The sequence below is a fragment of the Brevibacillus thermoruber 423 genome, from assembly GCF_000454065.1.
GTDB lineage: Bacteria > Bacillota > Bacilli > Brevibacillales > Brevibacillaceae > Brevibacillus > Brevibacillus thermoruber.
This window is the reverse complement of record NZ_ATNE01000001.1, coordinates 97384-122554: the sequence shown is the minus strand read 5'-3', so window position 1 is coordinate 122554 and position 25171 is coordinate 97384. Positions and strand designations below refer to the sequence as shown.

Genomic DNA, 25171 nt, shown 5'->3' with positions numbered 1-25171 from the left:
AAGGGAGAGTGCCAGGACCATTGATTGAGGTTCAGCAGCGGGGTTCCCGGTTTTACGGCAGGCGCGGCTGGACGGGGTACGGACCGAGGCACTCCACGAAGGAGACGTTACAAAAGGAACGGATGGCTTGTTTCGAAAATCAAAAAGGGAGAGGTTCGTATGGGCGATATATTCCGTTACGTACCCAACCACGCGGAGATTGGAGTTGGGCTTGCGCTAAAGGATGAACAGGGCGACTATGTATTCGTGTTGGCTGGAACGCGACACAAGTTCACTTCCAATGAACTCTTTTACGCTGGCATTGGGGGACATCTGGAACAAGGGGAAGATTTGCCATCTTGCGGAAAAAGAGAAGCGATGGAAGAAATCGGAGCGGAGGTACACATACAATGTTCACCTGCAAATCCAGTGTACATATCCAGGGACAAGGAAATTCGGACCATTACCATGGCAGACGAATGCAAACCACTGGCTATTTATGAAATGATTCATCCGAGCGGCAGTCCCCGGGAAGGGGAAATCTATTACATTGTCATCTATCTGGCAAAATTGATATCTTCACCCGGAGACCTCAAAACAGATGAAGTTTCCGGGGTGATTACCATGAAGAAAGAGCAGGTAAAGAAAGGAATTTTCAGAAGAGCAACCCTGCAAACGCTGATGGACGAAGGGGCTCGCCTGATTGCACGCAGTCCTCACATTCAGCCTGATGTCATTGTATATCCGATCGGGACTGCTGAGGCATTGTCTTACTACCTGAACCACATCGAAAAGCATCACCCTTACTCGTAGCAGAAGCCGGTGCTGCCAGCGGATTGAAGGGGCGCTTTTGACGTGGTCGAGGCAAGACAGCGGTGGCGGTATCGCTGAAAACCAAAGTAGTCCCCTTACGCCGAGGGGGGACTGCTTTTTCGCGGGACGGACGGCTGCTTCCGGCTTTTCAGCAAGGCCGCCTTTACCTGTTCCCGCTTCGGTTTTTCGCACAAGACGTACAGGATGTCTCCCGCCTGCAGCCTCGTCGAGCCGTGCGGCGTGATCAGCCTGTCATCGCGGATGACCGCGGTGATCAGCGTGTTGTCGGGGAGCGACAGCGACTGGATCTCCCGTCCCGCCGCCGCCGTATCCGCCTTGAGTTCGATTTCCATCATCTCCGAATTGGTTTTGCCGATGGAGACCAGCTCCAGGCTGTGGGGAACCACCGTCTTTTGACCGGTGGAAAGCCCCCAGCGGTTTGCCAGCGGGGAAATGGTGCCGCCTTGAATCAAGGCGGACGTCAGGACGACGAAAAACACCACGTTGAAAAAGAGCTGCCCCTTGTCCAGTCCGGCCAGCAGCGGGTAGGTGGCCAGGACGATGGGAACGGCCCCCCGCAGTCCGGCCCAGGCAATGAACATCTTTTCCCGGAAGCTGAAGCGGGTGAACCAGGTGCTGACAAAGACGCCGACCGGCCGGGCGACGAACATGAGCAGCGCGGACAGCACCAGCCCCTGCCACGTCACGTCCAGCAGTTGATCGGGGAAGACCAGGAGCCCCAGCAGGATGAACATCAGGATCTGCATCATCCAGGCAAAGCCTTCGTTGAAGCGGAAGATGGAGTGGCGGTAGGTCAGGTCGGAGTTGCCGACCACCAGTGCCATCACGTACACCGCCAAAAGGCCGCTTCCGTGCAGGAGCGCTGTGCTGCCGTAGGTGAAGATGGCCAGCGCGAGGGAGAGCACCGGGTACAGGCCCGAGGAGTCCAGATTGATCTGGTTGATGACCCAGACGGACGCTTTCCCCAGCAGCATCCCCATCACCAGGCCGAAGCCCATCTCCCACAGCAGGGAAAAGACCAGTGAGAAGAAGCTGGCGTCATCGGGCATCGCAATGAGCTGGATCAGCGAGACGGTCAGAAACATGGCCATCGGGTCATTGGTCCCCGACTCCGCCTCCAGGAGGGAAGAGATCCGCTCTTTGATGTTTTTGCTGCCGAGCACGGCGAAAACGGCTGCCGCGTCGGTGGAGCCGACGATCGCTCCGAACAGCATGCCCTCCAGCCAGGAAACCTGCAGGATGAGCGCGGCGAAAGCGCCGATCACCAGTGTGGTGAGAAAGACGCCGATCGTAGCCAGGGAGAGGGAGGGAACGATGACGGGCCGCACTTTGCTCCATTTTGTCTGCATGCCGCCCTCGAACAAGATGACAATCAGGGCCAGGATACCGAACAATTGGGTGAGGGCGGCGTTGTCAAAATAAATGAACCGGTTGAGGAACATGCCGACGGCGATAAAGAACACCAGGGCGGGCAGGCCGATCCGGGAGGAAAACTTGGTGGTAAGGACACCGACGACCAACAGGATGGCGATCAACAGGCTAAAGTGGTCGGTGGAAATGGACATGCACTCACCTACTTTCACATGAATCGGCAGGACCGATGCCAGCCATTCGTTTTATCTCCGTGCTGCCGAACGTTTCACAGGGCAATATGTAATTATATCGCAATTTTTTGTCAATTGAAAATGTCGGTGTGTCCGCAATGGGCGCTTGAGATGGCCGCCGGGGGATTGGCCGGCGTGCACGGCGTGGGACGATGTTTCATGCGCGGCCGGATGGCGGGCCTTGAGAGGATAAACCTTTGGGTGTGCGGGAAATGTAACCATATCGACAAGACTACTTCTCGTACGGTACGGAGGATCGATTGTGTTGCGAAAAACATGTGCCGCGCTGATTGTCTCTGCCCTGCTGTCTCTCGCCATCGTCTCCTGCGGCGGTCCGAATGCGGATGAGACGCCCCCGTCCGGGACAGCCCGTCTCCAAACGACTGCCGACAGGCACAAGGTCATCGTCCTGCTGGTCGATTCCCTGCTGTCCCCGTCGATCGACCGGCTGCTCGCCGCCAACAAGCTGCCGGCGCTCCGGTTTCTCATCGAGAACGGCGTGTACAAGCGGGATGTCATCAGCTCCTTTCCCACCATGTCGGTCACCATCGACAGCTCGCTGTTGACCGGAACCTATGCCGACGGGCACGGAATTCCCGGGCTGCTCTGGTATCACGCCGCGGAGAAACGGATCGTCAACTACGGCGACGGCTCGCGTGCCGTTTGGCAGAACGGCCCCCGGCAGCTTTTGACGGACAGCTTGTACAACCTGAATCAGCAGCATCTTTCCAAGCGGGTCGAGACGCTGCATGAAGCGCTGGATCAGGCGGGATTCACCTCCGCCTCCATCAACGGTCTGATCTACCGGGGCAGCGTCCCGCACGAACTGGTCCTGCCGGCCAATCTGGCCAACCTCGTCCTGAAGACGCAGAAGGTTTCCGTCATGGGGCCGCATCTGCTCGGCTTCGGGACGCTGTCCAGCGTGACGAATCAGCCGCTGCCGGAGGGACCGCTGCAGTCGTTCGGCTTCAACGACGCCTACACCGCTCAGAGCCTCGTCAGCCTGGCGGGAGGGGGACGGCTTCCGGATGTGACGGTTGCCTATTTTCCCGACATGGACGGACGGCTGCACAAAAACGGCCCCGGCGATACGTCCGGCGTGGAAAACATGGACCGGCAGCTGCAGATCATCCTCAACGCGTTCGGCGATTGGCGGCGGGCGCTGGAGCACCATGTGTTTGTCGTCATGGGCGACAGCGGAGTGGCATCGACGGCGGCGGACAGGACGGCTGCGGTCATCGAGCTGGACAAGATGATGGCCGCTGCCGGGTACCGCGTCCTGCCGATGGGAAGGCAGGCGGGCGCCGACGACGATGTCGCGATCGCCGTCAACGGCCGGATGTGTTACGTGTACGCCTTGTCGCCGCGGGCGCCGCTGTCCGGACTGGCCGGAGCGCTGGGCAACGAGCCGCGGATCGATCTGATCGCCTGGAAAGAAGGGGAGTGGGTTCAGGTCCAGAGAGGAGGCAGCGGCAGCCGTCTTCGCTTCCGACTCGGCGGGACGTACCGGGACCCGTACGGGCGCACATGGGACGTGGAGGGGGACTGGGCGGTGCTGGGCCTGGCCCGCGATGCCGTCACCGGGCGCATCCATTCACGGGAATATCCCGATGGACTGACCCGGCTGCATGGCGCGCTGCATTCGCATCCCGGCGATTACCTGGTGGTGACGGCCGTTCCCGGCGCCGAATTTCACGCCAACGGGTCGCCCAACCATCCGGGCGGGGGCAACCACGGGGGACTGCACCGCGTGGATTCCCTGTTCCCCTTCATCGCGGCGGGGAAAGGGAGACTGCCCGCGCCGCCCGCCCGCATCGTGGACGTGAAAGCATACCTTCTGTCGCTCGTGCAGGCGAGCCGCGTGCGGATCGGAGCAGGCAGATGACGCGGGCGATGTGCACGGGGGGATGAGGAGCGGCCATCCTTTGCCGATGGCCGCCGTTCGGGAGGTGTATGTGCACAGCAATCCGCGGCAGACGGGATTGCCGTTGTTTTCCACGTTACCAGTCGACGAAGCGGATGGCGCGGACGATCACCTCTGCCGTGCCCATGGGCATTTCCAGGCGCAGCGTGTCGTCTACGGCATGCATCAACAACTGTCGACCGAGGGGCGAAAGGAACGAGATGCGTCCCGCATCCGGATCGGTCTGTTCCGGGAAGCAGATCGTCAACTGCTCCTCGTACCCATCCTCAACATAGTGCAGCGTTACTTGCGATCCGATCACCACCCTGGGCAGATCGGAAGTCGTGTTCCCGGCTGTCTCATGAAGCAGGGATTCCACTGTGGATACGTACTGATCCAGCCACTGACTGGCTTTTTGGCGCTCGGCCTGTTTTCCGGCAAAATGCAAATCCAGGAACGGAATGCGCTGTTCGTCAAAATAGACAAGCTGCTCCACCAGTCGGCGGTGCAGGGGCGTAAGGGTACTACGGTTCACCGTAATCATCTCCTATTCGTATTGGTATGGACCACCGGTCAGCAAAGGTGGTGAGTCGCCAGGGCGTTCGCCTCATTTTCATATACAATCTCCTCCGAATAAAAGAATGTGGCCCCCTGCTCCAACCGCATGGGACCTTGCTTCCATTTTACCTGAATCCTGGAAAATTACAACATGGTTTCCAGCGGGAGTGCAGCGTCCGCCTGTTTGCTGCAAGCGGCCGCAGACGAAAAACAGCCCTTCGGTGCGTTGTTCCTGCACCATAGGGCTGTTTTTGGGGAAGGCATAAACACCGGTCAGGAAGTTTTCGGCATGGTCCGCTGCGGAAACACGTAAATGGCTACTGCGTGACGGGCTGCCCCTGCTTCCATTCGATCGTCCGTTCGATCTGTGCCCGCTCCGGCTCGGTGAGAAGGCCCAGCCGCCAGAGGGCAATGCCTTTCAGGCCGTAGCGTTTGGCCAGCCCGATCTTGCCGTTGACCGTCTGCTCGTTTTCGCTGGCGAGCGAGATACCGAGCAGCAGTTTTTCCTTGGGCACCTGGGCCATCGCCAGCTTGACCGCCTCGTCCACCTTGGCGATCGGCTCGGGCTGCTTTTCGTCCCCATAAGCGTACGCCATCAGGATCAGCTCGTTGGCCAACTGCCCCAACGCGGCGAAATCGTACCCTTTATACGCCCCGTTCGGCGGATGCAGTACCAGCGAGAGCGACAGGCCCGACTCGTGCAGATGGTGGGCGAGCAGCCGGACAAAATCGGTGTACTGCTGCCGGGCGGCTGCGATGTCGCCATCCAGGCCAAGGCCTTCAAAATCAAGCGCGACGCCGGCAAATCCCCGCTCGTTGGCGAGCGAGACGATTTGCTGTACCGCCTGCTGCCGCAGAGCCGGATCGGACAGCAGCCGGGTCAGTTCGCCCGTTCCGTCTGTGGCGAAGACCATCAGATAGGGGGCGGTGCCCTGCTGTTTGGCGTCCTCCACGATCACCTCCGGGGTGATGGCGCCCGCCGGTTTGGGCCAGTAAAAGTCATTCCCCGTCAGCGTCAACTGCCCGCTGCCGTCGATCCGCGCCCATCCGAAGGCGACGGCGTCAAACGACGGAATGAGCTGCCGCTGGGAAAACGACGAGATGGCGTAAAAGGCCAGGCTGTACATCCGTTCGCGCGGAGACGTGACGGAGACGGTGCGCGTCGTCCCGTCCCAGCTCACCGCGGCGCCAAACTGCGTGCTGAAAAACGACAGCGGGATCAGCGTGTGGCCGTCTTGTTCAAACGGCGCGACCGGCAGCCGGACAGGGGCGCCGTTGACGGTCACGGTCGGATTGTGGAGCTGCATCCGCACGGTTGTGCCGCCTTTGGCCGCCGTGATCGTCCGTGTCGTCCCGTCCCACTGCACGCTGATGCCGAGCGATTCGGCAATCGCCCGAAACGGCACCATCGTGTACCCGTTCACGATCCGCGGTTCCGCAGGGAATGCCAGCGGGTACCCGTCCAGCACCACGGACGTTTTGGGGGCAGCCGCAGCCGGATGGACAAGCCCTGCCGTCAGGCACAGACTGAGGACGAGCAGCAGTCCGAATGTTCTGTTCACTTTCATCAGGATCCTCTCCCCTGTTCGTTTTCTCTTTCACCCATGGCGCGCCATGCGATCGACCAGGACATTCACCGCCTGCAGCCGCCGCAGACGATCGCGGCGCGGATTTCTTCGTTTGGCTTCAACGTACAGGAAAACCCTTGCACATGCAAGGGTTTTCGCCGCGATTATCGGACGTGGAGGGTATACTCCTTGTGGTCGTGGATCGTTTCGTCTTTTTCCACGTGGACGTTGACGGTGTAGTCACCGGAAGCGGGCAGGGTGACGGATGCGCCGTATACGCCCGGCTGCGTTTCCGCCGCGTCGACAAACTGGTGGCGTTCTTCGCCGGCGCGCCAGTATTCAAAACGCACCGCGGCCTTGGCAAGCGGCTGGTTGTCTTTCGTCAGGCGGACGGTCAGAGCGGCCGCTTCGTTGGCTGTGAGCGTGTCGGCCGGCTGGAAGTGATAGTCGACGCCGCTGGTGTGCCGGTGATTCGCGCCGTGTTCGCCGCCGTGCTCGTGATCGGCGGCCTGCCCGCTGTTGTGACCGTCGGGGGCACCTGCGGCATGTTCGGCCGGTTGGGACGCGGGTTCGCCGCCACCGGCTGCCCTGACCGTAAACGGATGCTTCTGCATGTTGTGGAAGTCGCGCGCGGTCACGTGGTACATCACGTAATAGGAGCCGGGTTCGGCAAATGTTTTTTGCGCCGTGTAGACGCCGTCTTTCTCCAGCGCCGCGGGAATCATTTCGTGCTGTTCCTGCCCGTCTTTCCACAGTTCAAACTCCACGCTTCTGGCGTCGTTGACGGGAGCGCCGTCCTGTGTCACCGTGACGGCAAAGGTGATCGCTTCTCCGGCGACCGGTTCCTTCGGCGCGAGGGCCAGCGCCACTTCCACCGGACTGGCGGACGGCGCGGCTTCTTCCTGGCTGCCGCAGCCGGCGGCCATCAGGGCCAGCGCCACGGCCAATGCTGCTATGTATTGCTTCATGCTGAATGTCCCCTCTTTCTTTCCTGTTCCCGACGCGCAGGCAGTCGCCGTCGGGATGATCGCCTCTCCCCAAAGGCGGGCTCGATTGCGGACGTCCCGCCTCCTTCACCATTATAGGCAAAAGCAGGGAAAAGCCTTATGGCTCGAACGGGCTATTTCCGGACGGATGGACGGAGTGTTCACACAACCGCCACCTTTATGGCCAACGGCACAGGAAAACCTCCCGCAGGGGGAGGCTCATGTCATTTCGTTTGCTCCAGGAACCAGGCTTTCAACTGCTCGGCGGTTTGTTCGCCGACGAGGCGGGAGACTTCCTTGCCGTCCTTGTAGTGGACCAGGGTCGGGGTAAACTCGATGCCGTACGCGTCCCAACTGGCGCTGAACTCCAGCAAGTTGTGCTTTTTCACGTCCACCTTCAGCTCTTTCGCCACCGGCACCAGGATGGGAGTGGTAGCCCGGCAGTGCTCGCAGGTGGGGCTGTAAAAGTAGACGAACAGTTCCTCTTTCCCGTCCAGCTTTGCTTTCAGTTGATCAGGGAGAATCTGGTTGTCGTAGAGCGGATCATTCAGTTGTTCGATCGTGGCCGGATGCAGGTTGGCCTTGCCAAAGGGATTGCCTTCCGCCGCTTTTTGGTTCGCGATGTCGGAGTAGACGATCGCGGCGATCAACAGGGCGGCCACAATGACCGAAAGGACGATGACCTTTTTCATGACTTAGCTCTCCTTTTCGTATCTGCGGATGAAGACTTGCAGCACAGCAATCATGATGAAGGCGACCAGGGCGAGAAAAGGTATGGTGATGAAGCCCAGCCAGTTGATATAATCCGTGTTGCAGGGAATGATGCCGCAAGCGGTACCCAGATCGTTCAGCGCGGGTACTTTCTGAATCAGGTAGTGGTACAGGGAGATGCATCCGCCGATGACAGACAGAATCAAGGCGTATGACGACATGCGGTAATCTTTTTTGGCGGCGGCGACTCCCAACAGAATGACCAGCGGGTACATGAAAATCCGCTGGAACCAGCACAGTTCGCAGGGAATGTATTTCATCACCTCCGAAAAAAACAGGCTTCCAGCCGTGGCGATGAGCGATACCACCCATGAACCGAACAGCGCGTATTCCTTGATTTGTTCTCGTCGCATATCAACACCTCGTCCTCATCTTACCACACATTACGAATGGGAAGTAACTTATTCAAAGTAATATTTGTGAAAGTCATTGGATTCCGTCGAGTAATGGTTTGGAAAGACAATGACGCATACTACGGAAAACCGGACGAATTGATAAGGTTGGAGGTTTACATGTCGATTGCTTTTTTTGTCAGTGGTCTCGTTCTCGTCTTTCTCTTGGGCACGCTTGCCAGCTACAACCGCAGGGGCATCCGGCTTAGGCCGATCGCCATCATGCTGGCGGTGCAGCTTGTGCTGGCGTTTGTGCTGTTGAATACAGAGGTGGGAGTGGCGCTGATCGGCGCCGTGTCCCGCGCGTTTGGCAAGCTGATGGAGCTGGGGGTCACCGGGGTCGATTTCGTCTTTGGCGGACTGGAAAACCAGGGGGTCTCCAACTTCTTTCTCGATGTGCTTCTGCCGATCATCTTTATTTCCGTGCTGATCGGCATGCTCAACTACTTCCGCCTGCTGCCCGTCATCATCCGCGGCGTCGGACTGGCCCTGAGCGCGGTAAACGGGATGGGCAAGCTGGAAAACTACATCGCCGTTTCGTCGGCCATCCTCGGTCAATCGGAAGTGTTTCTGACGACGAAAAAACAGTTGGGCGCGGTCTCCAAACAGCGGCTGTACACGCTCTGCACCTCGGCCATGAGCGCCGTCAGCATCGCCATCGTCGGAGCGTACATGACCATGCTGGAGCCCAGGTACGTGGTGACGGCGATCGTGCTGAACATGTTTTCCGCCCTGATCGTCGCCAATCTGATCAATCCCTATACGGTCAGCAGGGAAGAGGACCTGCTGGAGGTGGAGGAGATTGGCCGGAAGCTGACCTTTTTCCAGATGATCAGCGAGAGCATTCTGGACGGACTGAAGGTGGCGATCCTCGTCGCCGCGATGCTGATCGGGTTTATCTCGCTGATGAATCTGATCGACTATCTGTTTTCGTACGTGTTCGGGCTGTCGTTTCAGTCCGTGCTCGGCTACCTGTTCGCCCCCGTCGCCTTTTTGATGGGCATTCCCTGGGCGGAGGCAGTGCAGGCCGGCGGGATCATGGCGACAAAGCTCGTGACCAACGAATTCGTGGCGATGCTGTCGTTCAAGGAACAGGCGGCGCAGTTCTCTCCCAAAACCGCGGGCATCGTCTCCGTCTTTCTCGTCAGCTTCGCCAATTTTGGATCGATCGGCATCATCACCGGCGCAGTCAAGGCGCTGCACGAAAAGCGGGGCGACGAGGTGGCCTCGTTTGGCTTGAAGCTGCTGTACGGCTCCACGCTGGCGTCCATCCTGTCGGCGACGGTGGTCGGTCTGTTTTTGTAGAAAAAAAAGCGCCTGCCTACAGTTGCCGGAGGCGGGCGCGGATGGCTCCTCACAGTTGTTTCCCTGTGTGGTGGACGAGCCGGATGAGGATGAGGGTGAGCAAGGGTTGTAAAGCGTGGCGATTACGGTTTGTCAGGCTGATGTGATCCGTTCACACCGCCTTCGCTCTCTGTTGAAAAGAAAGCCCGGCCGAACATGCGCAGCATGGCGGACGAGGCTCTATGCTTGTCGCAGAAAGTCCGCTGCCGCGGGCGAATCGTCATTTCACAACTGCAGCATACCATAGACACGCACGGAAAGCCGCCGACTTTGTTTCGGCGGCTTTCTCTGCTGCAGGAAGCAGGGACCGCTCTGTCCGTGCCACCGCCGCTGATCCTGCGCTACCGAAGATGAATGCGCGGCGTGGGATATATCTCTCGCACCGGTACGTACACGTAGCGAAGCGACGGCCACTCCACCAGCAAAAGACCGCCCTGCCAGGAGGCCGCGCCGCCGTCGATGCCGATCAGGCTGCCGCGCTGCCATACCCCGCTCCCGGTATAGCCGGGGAGGATGGAGACAGGCGTGTGGCCAAACACGACCACCGTCTCTCCCCTGTAGGACTCGTAAAACGGCTGGCGGATCCAGAGGAGGTCTTCGGGCCGCTGCTGGGCGAGCGGAACGCCGGGACGGATGCCGGCGTGGACGAAGAGGGCAGCCGGGGTCCCGGATGCCGGATCGGCAGGCATTTCCGCGTACAGCGGCAGGGAGGCGAGCGACGGCAGCAGGTAGGGATAGCGGGAGAGAATGTAGCTGCGTGCCGTTTCCTGAACGGCCGGAGCAGGAAGGCCGCCCATGAAGGCGCGCCGCAGGGGCTGGTGGCCGAGATAGGAGCGGACGGTGGCGTCACCGCCGTTGAACCGCAGGTAGAGGTTGGCGTCTCCCTTCCCCTCCAGCCAATCCTGCAGCATCTGCTCGTGGTTGCCCTTCAAGAGAACGATCCGGTCCGGATAGGTTTGTCTCAGTTTCAGCAGGTACCGGAGCGCTTCCCTCGACTGCGGTCCGCGGTCCACCACGTCCCCCAGGACGTACAGGCGGTCGCCGCGCTGCGGAGAAAAGGCGGCGCGATTCAACGCTGCCCGCAGCACCCGATAGTGACCGTGAATATCCGACACCAAATAAATGGCCATGCCGACGCCTCCTCGTATACAAACGCAACTCTCTTCCTATACAATATGTGTAGGGGACGTTTGCGTGAAAACGGGAGGGATCGCGGATGAACAAGCTGGTGGAATGGCTGCGGGAGGCCAGACATGCCGTCGTGTTTACGGGAGCGGGCATGTCGACGGAAAGCGGGCTGCCCGACTTTCGTTCGGCGCTGACGGGAATCTGGCGGGGAAAGGACCCGACCCAACTGGCCAGCACCCACGCGCTGCGGCACAATCGGGAGGGGTTTGCCGCCTTTTACCGGATGCGCATCGAAGGGCTCCTGGCCTGCCGTCCGCACGCGGGGCACGCCATTCTGGCCGAATGGGAACGGCGCGGGCGGATTCGCGGAATCATCACCCAAAACGTGGACGGCTTCCATCAGCAGGCGGGCAGCCGGAACGTGGTCGAACTGCACGGCACCCTGGGCACGCTGCGCTGTCTGGCGTGCGAGCGGACGTACCCGGCGGCGCGTTACCTGCAGCCGGACGGGACGGTTTGCGATTGCGGCGGTTTTCTTCGTCCGGCGGTCGTGCTGTTCGGAGAGGCGCTGCCGGAAGCGGCGCTGGCGAAGGCTTCGGAGTGGACGGAACAGGCCGACCTGTTTCTCGTGCTGGGATCGTCGCTCGTGGTCAGCCCCGCCAACTGGTTTCCGCAGCAGGCAAAAGCGGCCGGGGCCAGGCTGGTGATCGTCAACAGAGAGCCGACACCTTTGGACGATCTGGCCGACCTGGTGATCGACGACGCATCGATCGGCACCGTGTTGAAAATGGTGGAAGAGAAGCTGTCGGGACACTGACAGAAAAAAATGGAGGATTTTTTTCATTTTCCTCTTGATTTTTTGTAGAATGTTTACTAGAATAAAACCTGTGAGCGCGATCGACAAATAAACCGGTCGGTCGAGCGTGAATCACAAAAGAAAACAATGCTGGTGTAGCACAGTGGTAGTGCAGCTGATTCGTAATCAGCAGGTCGGGGGTTCGAGTCCCTTCACCAGCACCATACACAGGCAGGGGAGGATTCCCCTGCTTTTTTCCTGTCTGCCGAAAGGTCAACCGTCCCGAGAGAACGTCCCGCTCCCCGCTTATTCCTCGATAAATCGCGCCAATTCCTTGTTGAACTTGTCACGCTCTTCCCAAACCAATCCGTGGCCGCTGTTTTCAAACGGCACAAGCCTGGCGTGTCGGATCCCCTCTTTTTGGGCGACAGCCAATGGAAACGGGCAGACCTTGTCATGAATCCCGTGAAGAATCAACGTGGGAACGCGTATCTTGCCGAGATCGGCAAACAGGCTTTCGTCCCTGAGGGAGGCGGCAACCGCCGCGGTGGACCAACCTGCTGCCTGCAGCCCCAACTGGAAGAACCAATCCGAAAAGGGCCCCGTCACATGCTGGAAGAAAAACATGTCGCCAAATCCCCGAAGCATGTTCGGCCGGTCACGATACGTGTCCTGTATGAGTTTCGTCACATCTTCCCTGGGTAATCCATAGGGAAAATCGGGCCGTCTCGTGAAGCTGGGAGCAGCGGCGGCGAACAAAGCCAGTTTGGCTGCCCCGTATCCGTTGTGGCGAGCCATGTAGCGAATGGCGATCGCTCCCCCCACGGAGTGACCCCCGAGGGTAAACTGCTGCAATTGCAGTGCGTCCACCACGCCTCGGACGTCGTCTGCCAGCCGATCGTAGCTGTAGCCTCTCCACGGCTTGTCGGAAAGGCCGAATCCCCTGAGGTCCATCCCGATGCAGCGATACCCGCTTTGGGGAAGGTGATCAAACTGATATTCAAACAGCTTATGGTTTGCGGGCCAACCGTGTATGAACAAGATGGCCTTCCTGCCCGCCGGGTTGACATCTTCCACATAGATCTTCACGTCCGGCTCTACTCTCACGTAGTATCCCACGCCGAATCCTCCCTGTCGAAAAAGTCTTTTTCGAAAACAAGGTACGCACCCGGTCCGGCATGGGTGAATGACCCATTCGCATGCAGATGAAAAAAAAGAGATTCTTTCCTGTCTTTCCATCAACCGCCTAAGGACATCTGTATCAATCGTGCATATAATGAACGTATTCACGTACTACTCCTCCGATCACTTTCATGGTGGTCGGAGCTTTTTTTTTACGTGCACCCCCCGCTTTTACCTCCCCGGCGTCCGTGTTGTATAATAAAACCATCAACAAAGTTCATATCCGACACCTCATGAAAGGAACACCTGAGCACGATCTCGTTTTCGCAAGGAAAGGATTTGATGATCATGGGACTCCTTCATCATGACGTGACGTTGCTGAACTTTGACAACGCATATCCCTGGCAGCACAAGCTGTCCGACGCTGCCGACGAATGGATCGACCTTGCGGACATTGCGGAAGCCAACCTGTTTTGCGCAGAGAGGGCGCTGACAGAAATCGGCCGCAGGCTGTCCGCCCGGACCGGTCGCGGCATCACGTTTATCGGAAACGGAAATTATCACTATGTCACCTATCTTCTGCTCAGCGAAATCAACCGGCCGTTCAGCCTCGTCCTGTTCGACAACCACACCGATGCGAAGCTCTCGGACGGCATGTCCGGGCTGTTGTCGTGCGGATCGTGGGTGGCCGAGGCGGCAGCCCGCCTTCCGCATCTGCAGCACGTGCTGATCGTCGGCGTTTCTGCGGAGCGAAATCTCTGCCTGCCGGATGCGCAGGGGAAAATCGTCCTGCGGCCAAACGCAGGCGAACCGCAGGAACTGCTTTCCCTGATCCCGACCGAAGACGTGTACATCAGTATCGACAAGGACGTGCTGAATCGCGCCTTCGCCGTAACCAACTGGGATCATGGAAACATGCATCTGCGGGAACTGCTCGCGGCACTGCAGGCGCTCGTCCGCACGAAAAACGTCCTCGGCATCGACGTCTGCGGCGAACTGCCGGTGCCGCCAGCCGACGTCTGGCGTCACGCCGATCAGCTCCGGCTCAACGAACAGGCCAACCTGGCCATCCTGCAATCAGTAATGTGCGCGTAGTCCGTTAGGCCGAGAAACGGCGGGCGGGGGACAGCCGGAGTTCCGCTCCGCACCCCCGGACGATTCCGCGCAGCCGGCTTCCCTCCACACCATTCCGCACCATTCCGCATGTGTCTGCGTCCCGATTCCCATAGGACTTTTGTCTTGCCGGGCCCTGCGCAGACACGCGTTCAACCGCCTGGAATCCTACTCGCTTTTCAATCCGCGCCGCTCTTTCAGGACTGCAGGTACTCCTCGCCATCCAGGAAATGGTTTATGATGGTTACAAACGAAAACAGAGGAGGAGAATATGTCTGCAGCGTTTCATGAACGGAAGGCGTTACAGATGACCCTGCAGTCATTGCTGGAACTGCGGGTATCCTTGAGACGCGAGTACGTTGATCGTGACAAAGAATTGGGGCACGAGATCAAGCAGCTTTTGCACCGAATCCGTGAGCTGGACGAGCAGTATGGCGTTCCTGTCGATACCGCAGGGCGGGAAGAGGACCCTGTGAGCTGGCAGGCGCTTCCAAAAGATGTGTTGGACAAGCAGGTGGGGAAGCCCAGAAAGGCGTATCAGCACCACGATTATCCGGGCATCGCCAGGGAGGTTGAAGCGATTCTGGAGGAAGCGGCGGCGCCGCTGACGCTGGCAGAGCTGTACGACGAACTGCAACAGAAGAAGGGCGTCGATTGGCCAAGTCCATACATAATTATTCAAAAGGCATTGAAGCATACTGATCGCGTTCGGGTTTCGAAGGAAGGCAGAAAACTGCTGTTTTCCCTGCAGTAATCCCTGGAACGCTCAGGGACGGCGGTCTGTTCCGCGTCGAATGGCCTTCGCTTGGCGGAACCGTCTGCGCGGGATCGGCCGCCCCCTTTGACGAAAGAAGCCGTGTTTTGCTACGATGAAACGGCGAGGATTTCCCCTTTCGTGACATGTTGTAGAGCCAATGAGCTGTCAGCAATCGATCGCAGGTACGGATCCTGTCACAAGCCCCATCGGGAAAAAACGGGTGCCAGGGGAGAAGTCCCCTGGTTTTTTGCTATCTTCATGAAAACGGGTTGAACCATATTTCCAACAAGTTTGGGTGACGACAATGCACATCTTATCGGTCGAACATCTCTCCAAGAGCTACGGGGAGAAAGTCCTGTTTGACGACATCTCCTTTCATATCGCCGAACAGCAGCGGATCGGGCTGATCGGCGTCAACGGTACGGGCAAATCCACGCTGTTGAAAATCCTGGCCGGACAGGAGACGGCAGACAGCGGCAGCATCGTTCACGCCAACCGCTTTCGCGTGGAGTATTTGCCGCAGCATCCGGTTTTCGCGGAAAACTCCACCGTTCTGGAACAGGTGTTTTACGGCGACTCGCCGCTCATCCAACTGCTGCGCGAGTACGAGCAGGCCGTGGCTGACCTGCAGACCGACCCGCATGACGAGAGGAAACAGGCGCGGATGTTTTCGCTGCAGAGCAGGATGGACGCGGCCGATGCCTGGGAGGCCAATACCCAGGCCAAAACGATCTTGACGCAGTTGGGCATCCACGATTTTTCCCAACAGGTGCACGAGCTGTCCGGCGGGCAGCGCAAACGGGTGGCACTGGCCCGCGCCCTGATTCAACCGGCAGACCTGCTCATCCTGGATGAGCCGACCAACCACCTGGACAACGAAACGGTGGAGTGGCTGGAAGAGTACCTCTCCCGCTACAAAGGGGCGCTCTTGTTCGTCACGCACGACCGCTATTTTCTCGACCGCGTCACCACCCGCATTTTCGAGCTGGACCGCGGCAAGCTGTACAGCTATGAGGGCAGCTACGCCGTCTTTTTGGAAAAGAAGGCGGAACGGGAAGAGCGCGAAGCGGCCGCGGAAAGCAAACGGCAGAACCTGCTGAGGCGGGAGCTGGCCTGGCTGCGCCGGGGCGCAAAAGCGCGGACGACCAAACAGAAGGCCCGCGTCCAACGGGTGGAGGAACTGCGCGACCGAAAAGTGGACGGACCGGCGGAAACGATCGAGATGTCGCTGCGGGCCAGCCGATTGGGCAAAACCGTCATGGAGATCCAGCACATCAGCAAAGGGTACGGGGATCGCAAGCTGATTGACGATTTCAGCTACATCGTCCTGCCCGGGGACCGCGTCGGCATCATCGGCCCCAACGGCAGCGGCAAATCGACCCTGCTGAACATGCTCGCGGGCCGAATCCAGCCGGACACGGGAACCATCGAGGTGGGGCAGACGGTCAAACTTGCCTACTACACGCAGGAGAGCGTGGAGATGGAAGAAAGCCTGCGGGTGATCGAATACGTCAAGGAAGCGGCCGAAGTGATTCACACCAGCGACGGCCAGACGATCACCGCGTCCCAGATGCTGGAGCGATTTTTGTTTCCGCCTCACCTGCAGTGGACGCCCATCTCCCGGCTGTCGGGCGGGGAAAAACGGCGTCTCTACCTGCTGCGCACGCTGATGGGCGAACCCAACGTCCTTTTCCTGGACGAGCCGACGAACGATCTGGACATTCAGACGCTGAGCATCCTGGAAGACTATTTGGAACACTTCCCCGGCACGGTGATTACGGTGTCCCACGACCGTTACTTCCTGGATCGGACTGTTGACCACCTGTTTGCCTTTGAAGGGGACGGGAAGATTCGCCACTTCATGGGCAATTACTCGGAGTACCTGGACACAAGACGCCAGGAACAGGAAGCGGAAGCCCTGTCCAAGCGGCACGCGGACAAGGCGCAGTCCGTACCGGCGTCCGACTCCCGCGACCGAAGCGGAGCGGCTAGGGGAACCAACCGTCCTCGCAGGCTTTCCTACAAGGAGCAGAAAGAGTGGGAGGAGATCGAGTCCCGGATCGCGGCGCTGGAGGAGCGGAGCGCGGCGTTGAAACAAGCGATTGCCGAAGCGGGCAGCGATTACGCCAAGGTGGAAAAGCTGTTTGCGGAAGAACAGCAGGTGTCGGCGGAGCTGGAGGCGGCGATTGATCGCTGGGCGGAGCTGTCCGCGCTGATCGAGGAGATTGAGCGCAGCAAGTAGTCTGCCGCTCAGGCGCAGGTTTCGTTCTTTTTGCAGGAGACCTCCCGGCTTCTTTGGCTCAAGGGAGGTCTCCTTTTTTGCGAAAACGACAGTACGGCTGCGATTCGCGTATCGAACGCAGCCGCATCTGCATGACCGCCATATTAATGTTCTGAATAGTTTTTCATTTTTAGGGCGGTTGTGCTATAGTTACGAGTAATAACGATTCGTATCGAAGAAAAGGGAGATGCATGGAAGATGTCGTACCCGATCACCGTCACGCAAACCGACCGCAAAAAAGAGAAGCCCGACAGCGGCAGTCTGGGGTTTGGCCGGTATTTTACCGACCATATGTTTGTCATGGACTACTCTGCGGAAAAAGGATGGCACGATCCGAGAATCGTTCCGTACGCGCCGCTTGCGCTCGACCCGGCGGCCATGGTGCTTCACTACGGGCAGGCCGTATTCGAAGGCTTGAAAGCGTATCGGACCAGGGACAATCGTATCCTGCTGTTCCGGCCCGAAAAAAACGCGCAGCGGTTGAACCTGTCCGGTGCCAGACTCAGCATGCCGCCCATTGACGAAGAGGTGTTCCTGGAGGCTTTGCGAACCCTGATCAGCCTGGAAAAAGACTGGGTGCCGCAGGAACGGGGAACGTCGCTCTACATACGTCCGCTCATGTTCGCCACAGAGCCCTGTTTGGGGGTCCGGGCATCCGAGTCGTACAAACTGGTGATCGTCCTTTCACCCGTCGGCGCCTACTATGCAGGGGGGATGAAGCCGGTCAAGATCCATGTGGAGAGCCGCTACGTCCGCGCCGTCAGGGGAGGGACCGGCTTTGCCAAGGTATCCGGCAATTACGCGGCCAGCCTGAAGGCACAGGAAGAAGCGAATGCAAAAGGCTATGAACAGGTGCTGTGGCTGGATGCCATCGAGAACAAATACATTGAGGAAGTAGGCAGCATGAACGTGTTTTTCAAAATCAAAGGGGAAGTGTGGACGCCTGCCCTGAACGGGAGCATCCTGGGCGGAATTACGAGGGACTCCGTCATCCATCTTCTGCGCGATTGGGGCATTCCCGTTCGTGAAGAGAAGCTGTCGATGGAGGAGCTGTACGACGCGTACACCAAGGGCGAACTGGAGGAAGCGTTCGGCACGGGGACGGCGGCGGTCGTTTCCCCGATCGGAGAGCTGCGCTGGAATGATCACAGCCTGGTCATCAATCAGGAACGGATCGGAGAACTGACCGCGAAGCTCTATGACACCTTGACCGGCATCCAGTACGGAGAAATTGCCGACCCGTACGGCTGGACGGTGGAGGTCGAGTGAGTACGGGAACCCGCTCGTGAACGAAAAACGCGCGGGGTCGGAGGAAGCCCCTGTTCGGAACCCATAAAGAAGCCCTCCGGCGGCGGTTCGTCCAGCCGGAGGGCGTTGGCCGTACGGCCCGACAGGATTGCCAAGCGGCGCGGGCTGCACCGGCGTCAGGCCTGGGGGCGCAGATCGCGATAGGCCGGGATTCCCCCCGCATTCTCGGCGGCGAGGATCGCGTTGACGACCGCTTCGGCGAGCACTTCCGCCGACAGCGTGCCCACCAGATCGACGGAGGCGTCCACTCCGCCGGTGGCGGCCGCGAAGATGGTGTCGCCGTCGTGCATCGTGTGGATGGGGAAAATCGTCCGGGCCAGGCCGTCGTGAGCCATCTGCGCCACCTTGTTGGCCTGGGCCTTTGTGAAATTGGCGTTGCTCGCCACGACGGCAATCGTCGTGTTCGTTCCGGGCCGGACGGGTGAAGAGCCCTGTTCGATCATCAGGGAGAGGATGTCGCGAATCTGTCCGTGCTCGTCCCGCACTCCGGCCAATACCCTGCCGGTCTTCAGATCGCGCACTTCGCCGACGGCGTTGACGGCGACGATCGCCCCTACGACCAATCCGTTCGGCAGGCGGCGGGAGGCGGAGCCGAGGCCGCCTTTCATCGCGTGGCGCATGCCGGCCAGCTTCCCGACCGTCGCGCCGGTTCCCGCCCCGACGTTGCCCTGCTTCACCGGATGGGTGCTCGCCTGCCGGGCCGCTCTGTACCCCATCTGCTGATCGGGCCGCACCTTGGCGCTGCCGACGGACAGGTCAAACAGCACGGCGGCGGGCACGATGGGAACGACGCCCACGCCGACGTCAAACCCGATGCCCCGCTCTTCCAGCCAGCGCATCACGCCGCTTGCCGCATCCAATCCGTACGCGCTGCCCCCCGACAGGCAGATGGCGTGCACCTGTTCGACGAGGTGGGTCGGGTGGAGCAGATCGGTTTCTCGCGTGCCGGGGGCAGAGCCGCGCACATCGACGCCGCAGACGGCCCCGTTTTCCATGACCAACACCGTACAGCCCGTCAGCGCCGCCTCGTCCTGCGCCTGTCCCACCTTGACGCCCGGTACGTCCACGATGCTTCCGTATTCCTCGTTCCGCTTCTGCGTCACGTTCTCACCGTCTTTCCTCTTGGTTTTCGCTGACCGAACCGGCGGCTCTCCGGCGTCAGCAGGTAACCGGGAACCGCGCCGCCCATTCCGGCTGGGCCGTCCTGTGCGGGAATGGGCGGCGGGACACGTTTTGTCCGTTCTGTTCGCATTTGTCTTCCCAGACCTATCATTCCCGCCTGTTTCCGTTGGCTTGTAAGGATGTCTCCGCCATACTGCCTGAAAATTCCGTCTGATGTGATTCCATCATATACGATTGCCATCTCCCGATCAATGGCTTGGCGGGGGCGCAAGACGGGCGCAGGATTTACGGAAAATCGGGATACCGCAGCCCGTCCCGGACAAACTGCGTTCGTACCCAGGCGTAGAGGCGGAGCGGGATGGAAGGAAAGACAATGGCCAGTTCGCCATCTTCCAGCACAGGCAGGTCCACGGGTGACTGGATCCGGTAGGGGATCCCCTTGGCGTTCAGCAGCGTCTTGTACCGCTGGGCGTCGCGCCAGCTTACCGGGTAGTAAAACGATTTTTCCATCTGACATCAACACACCTTTCCGGGGATTGCTGGTAACCATACTATGCCGAAGCCGTGAGATAAAAAAAGGCCGCCGTCCGAGGAGCGGAGGCGGCGGTGTGAGAAAAGGCGGTTGACGGATCGAAGCGGCCGTGCTTACGGCAGGTCGATCAGCATGAAGAACGCGCCCGACGGACTGGTCAGCGACAGCTTCGGCGTGTCGGTGATGCGGGCTGCGTCCCGCTTGGCCAGTGCCGTCTCGCCGTTGACGGCCAGATCGCCTTCGATCACAAACAGGTAGATGCGGCGGCCCTCTTCCTGTTCAAACGTGAGGGCGGCACCCGGCTCGAGACGGGACAGGTACAGCGTCAGGTCCTGATGGATGCGGGCAATCTGCTCCCCGCCCTCCCGGGAGACCACCGGCAGCAGCCGATTGACCATCTGTTCGGGATCGTACGCCGTTTGCTCGTAGGAGGGAGCCAAGCCGTATTTGGCCGGTTCAAACCAGAGCTGCAAAAAGTTCACTTCTTGCGTCGCCGACGGGTTCATTTCCGAGTGAATGATGCCCGTGCCGGCGCTCATCCGCTGCACGTCGCCGGGCCGGATCACCTCCTGGCGTCCCGTGCTGTCCTTGTGCTCCAGCTCGCCTTTCAGGACGATGGAGACGATTTCCATTTCGCGGTGCGGATGTGGGCCAAAACCGGTCAACGGCTGCACGACGTCATCGTTGAACACGCGCAGCGGGCCGAATCCCATGTTGGCCGGGTCGTAGTATTCGGCAAAGGAGAAGCTGAAGCTGCTCTTCAGCCATCCGTGGTCGGTCGTATAGCGGGACTGCGCCTTGTAGACGGATATCATCAACATACCTCCTGTCGCGGAATGCCGTCTCGTCTCGGATGCCGCGAAAGATTGAGCGTTCCCCCGCGGGGGAGAATGGCTACCAAACATACTACCCCTTACACTTACAATTGTAAAGTTGGTATAGTTACGTTCGCAGCTTGTGGAGGGAGGAAACGCGGATGCCGCACACGCATTTGCAATTTGACATACACATCGGCCGGCAAAAGCCGGAGAACGTCACCAACCGGGAAGCGGCCTGTCCGTTCTGCAGCCCGGACGAACTGGAGGGCGTGCTGGAGCGGCGCGGGCCAATGATTTGGCTGCGCAACAAATACCCCGTGCTGAAGGACGCCTTCCAGACCGTGCTGATCGAGACCGACGACTGCGACGCCGAACTGTCCGTCTATCCCCGGGAGCATCTGCATGCCCTGTTTTCGTTTGGGGTGGAAAAATGGCGGGAGATGGAACGGAGCGGCTCGTTTCGCTCCGTCCTGTTTTTCAAAAATCACGGCCCGTACTCGGGAGGAAGCATGCGCCATCCGCACATGCAGATTGTCGGGTTGGAGACCTACGATTACCTGCAGCATGTAAAACCGAGCGATTTTGAAGGCATCGTCATCGATCGGGAGGCGGGGGTGGAGTGCAATCTGTCCACGCTGCCAAGGGCCGGTTTCTTCGAGTGCAACGTGGTCCTCTCCGACATGGACCGTCTGCCGCGCATGGCCGATTACGTGCAGATTCTGGCGCACTGGATCCTGAACCGCTTCAATCGCCGCTGCCAGAGCTACAACCTGTTTTTCTACCGCTGGGAAGAGCGCATCGTCGTCAAGGTGGTGCCCCGTTTTGTCACCTCGCCGCTCTATGTCGGCTATGCCATCCCCCAGGTGCCCAACAATCTGGAAGAGGTGGTGCGTGAGATTCAGCGCATCTATTTTTTGTGAGAGTGCGTCTTTATCATGAGGGCGTCCCTGGCGCAAAAGAGACGCAGCAAAGGAGGAGACGGAGTGGCACCCTATACGATAATAGCCAAGGCGGCGCTGACCCCGGAGGATTTGTCCGACATCAGGGAGTTGGCCGCCCTTTGCAATCAGCATGACGGGATCGATTTGAAACTGAATGAGGACATGCTGGAACATCGGCCGGGAAACTGCACGGACGATTTTCTCTGCTACGCGGACGGCCGCCTGATCGGCTATTTGGGGCTGTATTGCTTTCATGCCGGGGAAGCGGAGGTGAGCGGCATGGTCCATCCGGCCTACCGCCGCCAAGGCGTTTTCCGGCAGCTTCAGGAGCGGGCGGAGGAGGAATGCAGGGATCGCGGGATCCCTCAGCTGCTGTTTATCGTGCAGCGGGAATCGCAGTCCGGCAAGGCATTCATGGAGGCGATCGGGGCGTCCTACCGGTTCTCCGAGTACTGGATGGAGCTGGGCGATGTTCCGCAGCAGACGTCCGTTCCTTCCGTGGAAGTGAAGCCGGCCGGGAGGGAGGATCGGGATACGCTCGTCCGCCTAAACGTCCTCGGCTTTCACATGGACGAAGAACACGCGCGGGAGATGACGGCGAAGATCGAACTTGCTTCCGATCGGGAGACGTATCTGGTGATGCGTGGCGGGGAAGCTGTCGGCAAAATCAGCGTGGTCAAGCAGGCGGAGCAGGCCGTGGTGTTTGGCTTTTGCATCCATCCCGACCACCGGGGACGCGGTTACGGCCGCCAGGCGCTGGCGCGGACCATCCGTACGCTGCGTGATCAGGGGTACGGGCGGGTGGCGCTGGAAGTGGCCTGCGAGAACACCCGGGCCCTCATCCTGTACGAATCGTGCGGCTTTGCGGTCAAGTCGGCCAACGACTACTATCAGCTTCCGATCACCTAGAGAATGGGCTGCATACGACGGGCAATGAATGATGGAGAACATCCGGACGGATCGTTCTCCTTTTGTTTGGGCCGCCAAGCGAATGGAATGACGCAAAGTTGCGTACGATACGGGAAGATTTCTGCGTAGATGCGAGGGGACAGGGGAAAAGGCCGCCCGGGCTGTCGGCAGTCCCGCAGAGGGCGCGTGGAGCGGCACGCCGCGGCAGGCCGAGTGCAGTTGCGCGGGCCGCTGACATGGAAAGCCCGGGACAGACGTGCTACGATAAAAGGGAGTGATTGTGGCTGGAGGAGTGATTCCCTATGAAACTGTTGTCCATCGAGCCGACGCCCAGTCCCAACGTGATGAAGCTGAACGTGGACGAGCGTTTGCCGGACGGTGTACAGCGCGTCTATACAAAAGAAACGACAGCGTCCCTCCCGGACCTGATCCGCAAACTGCTGGCGATCGAGGGTGTGACGTCCATTTTCCACACGGCCGATTTTTTCGCCTTGGAGCGAAAGTCGAACGCCGACTGGCAGCGGATTCTGACGCAGGCCAGGGAAGCGTTTGGCTCAGGCGGAGAGGCCGCGCTGCCGGCCCTGACGGAAGAGGCGAGCGAAGCCGGCTGGGGGGAAGCGCAGGTGTACATTCAGATGTTCCGCGGCATTCCCATGCAGGTGAAGGTGACGATGGGGACGGAGCAGATTCGCGCCGCGTTGCCGGAGCGGTTCGGCAAGGCAGCCGTCCAGGCGGGGTCCGCTTCGCCCAACCTGATCATGGAGCGCAAGTGGGTGGAACACGGCGTCCGCTACGGCGATCTGCGCGAGATCGGCGAGGTGGTGGCGCAGGAGATCGACGCCGCGTATCCGCAGGAGCGGGTGGACGAGCTGGTGAAGCTGGCGATGCAGCAGGAGCCGGGCGAGGCGCCGCCGCAGCCGGAACAGCGGGAGAAGAAAGTCGTCACCCTGGAGATGCTGGACGATCCCGACTGGCAAAAGCGGTATGCCGCCCTGGATCGGCTGGAGCCGACCGAAGCGGATTTGCCGGTGCTGGTGAAGGCGCTGCGCGATCCCAAAGCCTCCATCCGCCGGCTGGCGGTGGTCTATCTGGGCATGGTCGGCGGGGACGCGGTGCTGCCCTATCTGTTTGAAGCGCTGCGGGACGAATCCGTCTCCGTCCGGCGCACAGCGGGGGACACCCTGTCCGACCTGGGGGACCCGCGCGCCATCGGACCGATGGCGGAAGCGCTGAAAGACCCCAACAAGCTGGTTCGCTGGCGGGCGGCCCGCTTCCTCTACGAAGTGGGCGACGAGTCTGCGCTGGAGGCGCTGCGTGCGGCCCAGGACGAACCGGAATTCGAGGTGCGCCTGCAAATCAAAATGGCGCTGGAGCGGATCGAAAGCGGAGAAGCGGCCAGCGGCACCGTCTGGCAGCAGATGACGCGGCGAAACGAGCAGGGCTCCTAATCGGCGGCCCCCCAACGAAGCAGGGTGCGGACACGCAGGAGAAGCTGCTGCTTTTCCGCCTCCGGCACATGCTCGGCCAGTCGGGCAGCCGCGACGGGCAGCTCCCAGGCAGTGACCTGCTCGACAGTCCCGTCCGCGAGGCGCAGGTACTCGTGCAGGTAGAAGCGGCAAAAGCGGCGGCGGACGATCTGCAGCAGGGACTGCAGCGGACGGGGCAGCTCCCCGGGAAGCGAACCCGTGCGCAGCATCAGCACCGTGCGCGCCACGTCGGCCAGCGGGTCGCCGCAGTGGGCCGTCAGCCAGTCGAGGATAACGGGGCCGTCGGGAGTCAGCAGAATGTTGTCGGGATGCAGATCCCCGTGGCAGGTGACCGCGCCGTCCGGCAGTTGCGATAGCCGCGCAAGCACCGCCGCTTTTTGCCTGTCGGTGAGCAGCGGGGCGCTTCTGATCTGATGCTCCAGCACCGCTTTTTGCGGGGGGAGACCGGTTCCGCCGTGTGTGTGCACGTCCCGGTGCAGGACCGCAAGCTGCCTGGCGTGCCGGCGCAGCCGCCACGGAGAGCGGAGAATGTGGGTGAGCAGGGGGATGCCGGTGACGTAATCGTAGACAATCGCCGGCCGTCCCTGCCACTCTTCCCTGGCGCGGGCGGCCGGTGCGGGCAGCACCAGCCGGGTGACGTGCTGCGCCGCCAGCCATTCCGCCTCCGCAAGCTGTACCGGATCCCCGGCCGAAACAGCTTTACCGCCAAACGGTTGTCCCGGAAAAAGATCTCCGCGGTATGTCCTTCACCGATTTTCGGCCCGATGTTCACGTGCGTTCCTCCTGTCCAAACGAATCTCTTCGATTATATCACCCGGCGGCGGAAGAAATGGCGCGTTTTGTAAAAAACTGGTGAGAAAAGGCAATAAATGGTATATCGAGTATAACAATAGACACAGTTCATTGATAGTTGACTTC

Annotated in this window: 22 protein-coding genes, 1 tRNA gene and 1 pseudogene; 12 read left to right on the top strand and 12 right to left on the bottom strand. The window is 60.0% G+C overall.

What is annotated here, in order from left to right:
* Positions 1 to 159 precede the first annotated feature (159 nt).
* Complete coding sequence (locus M516_RS24205) at positions 160 to 792, top strand: NUDIX hydrolase (RefSeq protein ID WP_029097382.1); 633 nt, start codon at positions 160 to 162, stop codon at positions 790 to 792.
* 95 nt (positions 793 to 887) lie between these two features.
* Here the strand turns inward: M516_RS24205 and M516_RS0100590 are convergent, their stop codons facing one another.
* Entirely contained in the window at positions 888 to 2378 is a 1491-nt protein-coding gene (locus M516_RS0100590) for a potassium/proton antiporter (protein ID WP_029097381.1), read from the bottom strand.
* 301 nt (positions 2379 to 2679) lie between these two features.
* Here M516_RS0100590 and M516_RS22435 point away from each other — a divergent pair, with 301 nt between their 5' ends.
* Positions 2680 to 4302, top strand: a complete 1623-nt coding sequence (locus M516_RS22435) for an alkaline phosphatase family protein (protein ID WP_051188049.1) — start codon at positions 2680 to 2682, stop codon at positions 4300 to 4302.
* Between the two features lie 115 nt (positions 4303 to 4417).
* Here the strand turns inward: M516_RS22435 and M516_RS0100580 are convergent, their stop codons facing one another.
* The 5 genes from M516_RS0100580 to M516_RS0100550 form a co-directional block, all read right to left on the bottom strand.
* The gene (locus tag M516_RS0100580) at positions 4418 to 4855 is read right to left on the bottom strand and encodes a GreA/GreB family elongation factor (protein WP_029097380.1); all 438 of its coding nucleotides are present in this window, start codon (positions 4853 to 4855) and stop codon (positions 4418 to 4420) included.
* Between the two features lie 340 nt (positions 4856 to 5195).
* Complete coding sequence (locus M516_RS0100565) at positions 5196 to 6446, bottom strand: stalk domain-containing protein (RefSeq protein WP_029097379.1); 1251 nt, start codon at positions 6444 to 6446, stop codon at positions 5196 to 5198.
* 164 nt (positions 6447 to 6610) lie between these two features.
* Positions 6611 to 7414, bottom strand: coding sequence for a FixH family protein (locus M516_RS0100560; RefSeq protein WP_029097378.1), 804 nt, complete (start codon positions 7412 to 7414; stop codon positions 6611 to 6613).
* A gap of 242 nt (positions 7415 to 7656) precedes the next feature.
* Positions 7657 to 8124 (bottom strand): thioredoxin family protein, encoded by a 468-nt coding sequence (locus tag M516_RS0100555; RefSeq protein WP_029097377.1) that lies wholly within the window; start codon positions 8122 to 8124, stop codon positions 7657 to 7659.
* 3 nt (positions 8125 to 8127) lie between these two features.
* Positions 8128 to 8556, bottom strand: coding sequence for a disulfide oxidoreductase (locus M516_RS0100550; RefSeq protein WP_029097376.1), 429 nt, complete (start codon positions 8554 to 8556; stop codon positions 8128 to 8130).
* Between the two features lie 159 nt (positions 8557 to 8715).
* Here M516_RS0100550 and M516_RS0100545 point away from each other — a divergent pair, with 159 nt between their 5' ends.
* Entirely contained in the window at positions 8716 to 9900 is a 1185-nt protein-coding gene (locus tag M516_RS0100545; protein ID WP_029097375.1) for a NupC/NupG family nucleoside CNT transporter, read from the top strand.
* Between the two features lie 380 nt (positions 9901 to 10280).
* Here the strand turns inward: M516_RS0100545 and M516_RS0100540 are convergent, their stop codons facing one another.
* On the bottom strand, positions 10281 to 11069 hold the full coding sequence (locus tag M516_RS0100540) for a metallophosphoesterase family protein (protein WP_029097374.1): 789 nt from the start codon (positions 11067 to 11069) through the stop codon (positions 10281 to 10283).
* A gap of 86 nt (positions 11070 to 11155) precedes the next feature.
* On the opposite strand from M516_RS0100540, the gene M516_RS0100535 reads away from it, so the two are divergent.
* Both M516_RS0100535 and M516_RS0100530 read left to right on the top strand, forming a co-directional pair.
* A complete protein-coding gene (locus M516_RS0100535; RefSeq protein WP_029097373.1) occupies positions 11156 to 11884 on the top strand; it encodes an NAD-dependent deacylase in 729 nt (242 codons plus the stop codon).
* Between the two features lie 128 nt (positions 11885 to 12012).
* Positions 12013 to 12087 (top strand) — tRNA-Thr (locus M516_RS0100530).
* Between the two features lie 82 nt (positions 12088 to 12169).
* Here the strand turns inward: M516_RS0100530 and M516_RS0100525 are convergent.
* On the bottom strand, positions 12170 to 12982 hold the full coding sequence (locus M516_RS0100525; RefSeq protein WP_029097372.1) for an alpha/beta fold hydrolase: 813 nt from the start codon (positions 12980 to 12982) through the stop codon (positions 12170 to 12172).
* Positions 12983 to 13327: 345 nt separating this feature from the next.
* On the opposite strand from M516_RS0100525, the gene M516_RS0100520 reads away from it, so the two are divergent.
* The 4 genes from M516_RS0100520 to M516_RS0100505 all read left to right on the top strand — a co-directional run bounded on the left by M516_RS0100520 (position 13328) and on the right by M516_RS0100505 (position 18405).
* Positions 13328 to 14080, top strand: coding sequence for an arginase family protein (locus tag M516_RS0100520; RefSeq protein ID WP_338010423.1), 753 nt, complete (start codon positions 13328 to 13330; stop codon positions 14078 to 14080).
* A gap of 289 nt (positions 14081 to 14369) precedes the next feature.
* Positions 14370 to 14852: a hypothetical protein gene (locus tag M516_RS0100515; protein ID WP_029097370.1), complete on the top strand. Its 483-nt coding sequence runs from the start codon at positions 14370 to 14372 to the stop codon at positions 14850 to 14852.
* A 307-nt stretch (positions 14853 to 15159) separates the two neighbouring features.
* On the top strand, positions 15160 to 17097 hold the full coding sequence (locus tag M516_RS0100510) for an ABC-F family ATP-binding cassette domain-containing protein (protein WP_029097369.1): 1938 nt from the start codon (positions 15160 to 15162) through the stop codon (positions 17095 to 17097).
* A 237-nt stretch (positions 17098 to 17334) separates the two neighbouring features.
* Complete coding sequence (locus M516_RS0100505) at positions 17335 to 18405, top strand: branched-chain amino acid aminotransferase (protein ID WP_029097368.1); 1071 nt, start codon at positions 17335 to 17337, stop codon at positions 18403 to 18405.
* Positions 18406 to 18560: 155 nt separating this feature from the next.
* Here the strand turns inward: M516_RS0100505 and M516_RS0100500 are convergent, their stop codons facing one another.
* From M516_RS0100500 to M516_RS0100490, 3 genes are all read right to left on the bottom strand, one after another.
* Positions 18561 to 19547 carry a P1 family peptidase gene (locus tag M516_RS0100500; protein ID WP_029097367.1) on the bottom strand — a complete coding sequence of 329 codons (987 nt, stop codon included), beginning with the start codon at positions 19545 to 19547 and terminating at the stop codon, positions 18561 to 18563.
* 304 nt (positions 19548 to 19851) lie between these two features.
* Positions 19852 to 20076 (bottom strand): hypothetical protein, encoded by a 225-nt coding sequence (locus M516_RS0100495; RefSeq protein WP_029097366.1) that lies wholly within the window; start codon positions 20074 to 20076, stop codon positions 19852 to 19854.
* Between the two features lie 135 nt (positions 20077 to 20211).
* Positions 20212 to 20913 carry a pirin family protein gene (locus M516_RS0100490; RefSeq protein ID WP_029097365.1) on the bottom strand — a complete coding sequence of 234 codons (702 nt, stop codon included), beginning with the start codon at positions 20911 to 20913 and terminating at the stop codon, positions 20212 to 20214.
* Between the two features lie 161 nt (positions 20914 to 21074).
* On the opposite strand from M516_RS0100490, the gene M516_RS0100485 reads away from it, so the two are divergent.
* The 3 genes from M516_RS0100485 to M516_RS0100475 all read left to right on the top strand — a co-directional run bounded on the left by M516_RS0100485 (position 21075) and on the right by M516_RS0100475 (position 24214).
* The gene (locus M516_RS0100485; protein ID WP_029097364.1) at positions 21075 to 21836 is read left to right on the top strand and encodes a DUF4931 domain-containing protein; all 762 of its coding nucleotides are present in this window, start codon (positions 21075 to 21077) and stop codon (positions 21834 to 21836) included.
* Between the two features lie 63 nt (positions 21837 to 21899).
* Complete coding sequence (locus M516_RS0100480) at positions 21900 to 22766, top strand: GNAT family N-acetyltransferase (RefSeq protein WP_035288540.1); 867 nt, start codon at positions 21900 to 21902, stop codon at positions 22764 to 22766.
* Positions 22767 to 23068: 302 nt separating this feature from the next.
* Positions 23069 to 24214: a virulence factor gene (locus tag M516_RS0100475; protein WP_029097362.1), complete on the top strand. Its 1146-nt coding sequence runs from the start codon at positions 23069 to 23071 to the stop codon at positions 24212 to 24214.
* On the opposite strand, the pseudogene M516_RS0100470 reads toward M516_RS0100475, so the two are convergent.
* Positions 24211 to 24912 (bottom strand): annotated as a pseudogene (locus tag M516_RS0100470) (phosphotransferase family protein); the annotation flags it as partial. The gene M516_RS0100475 and the pseudogene M516_RS0100470 overlap by 4 nt on opposite strands.
* Positions 24913 to 25171: the final 259 nt, after the last annotated feature.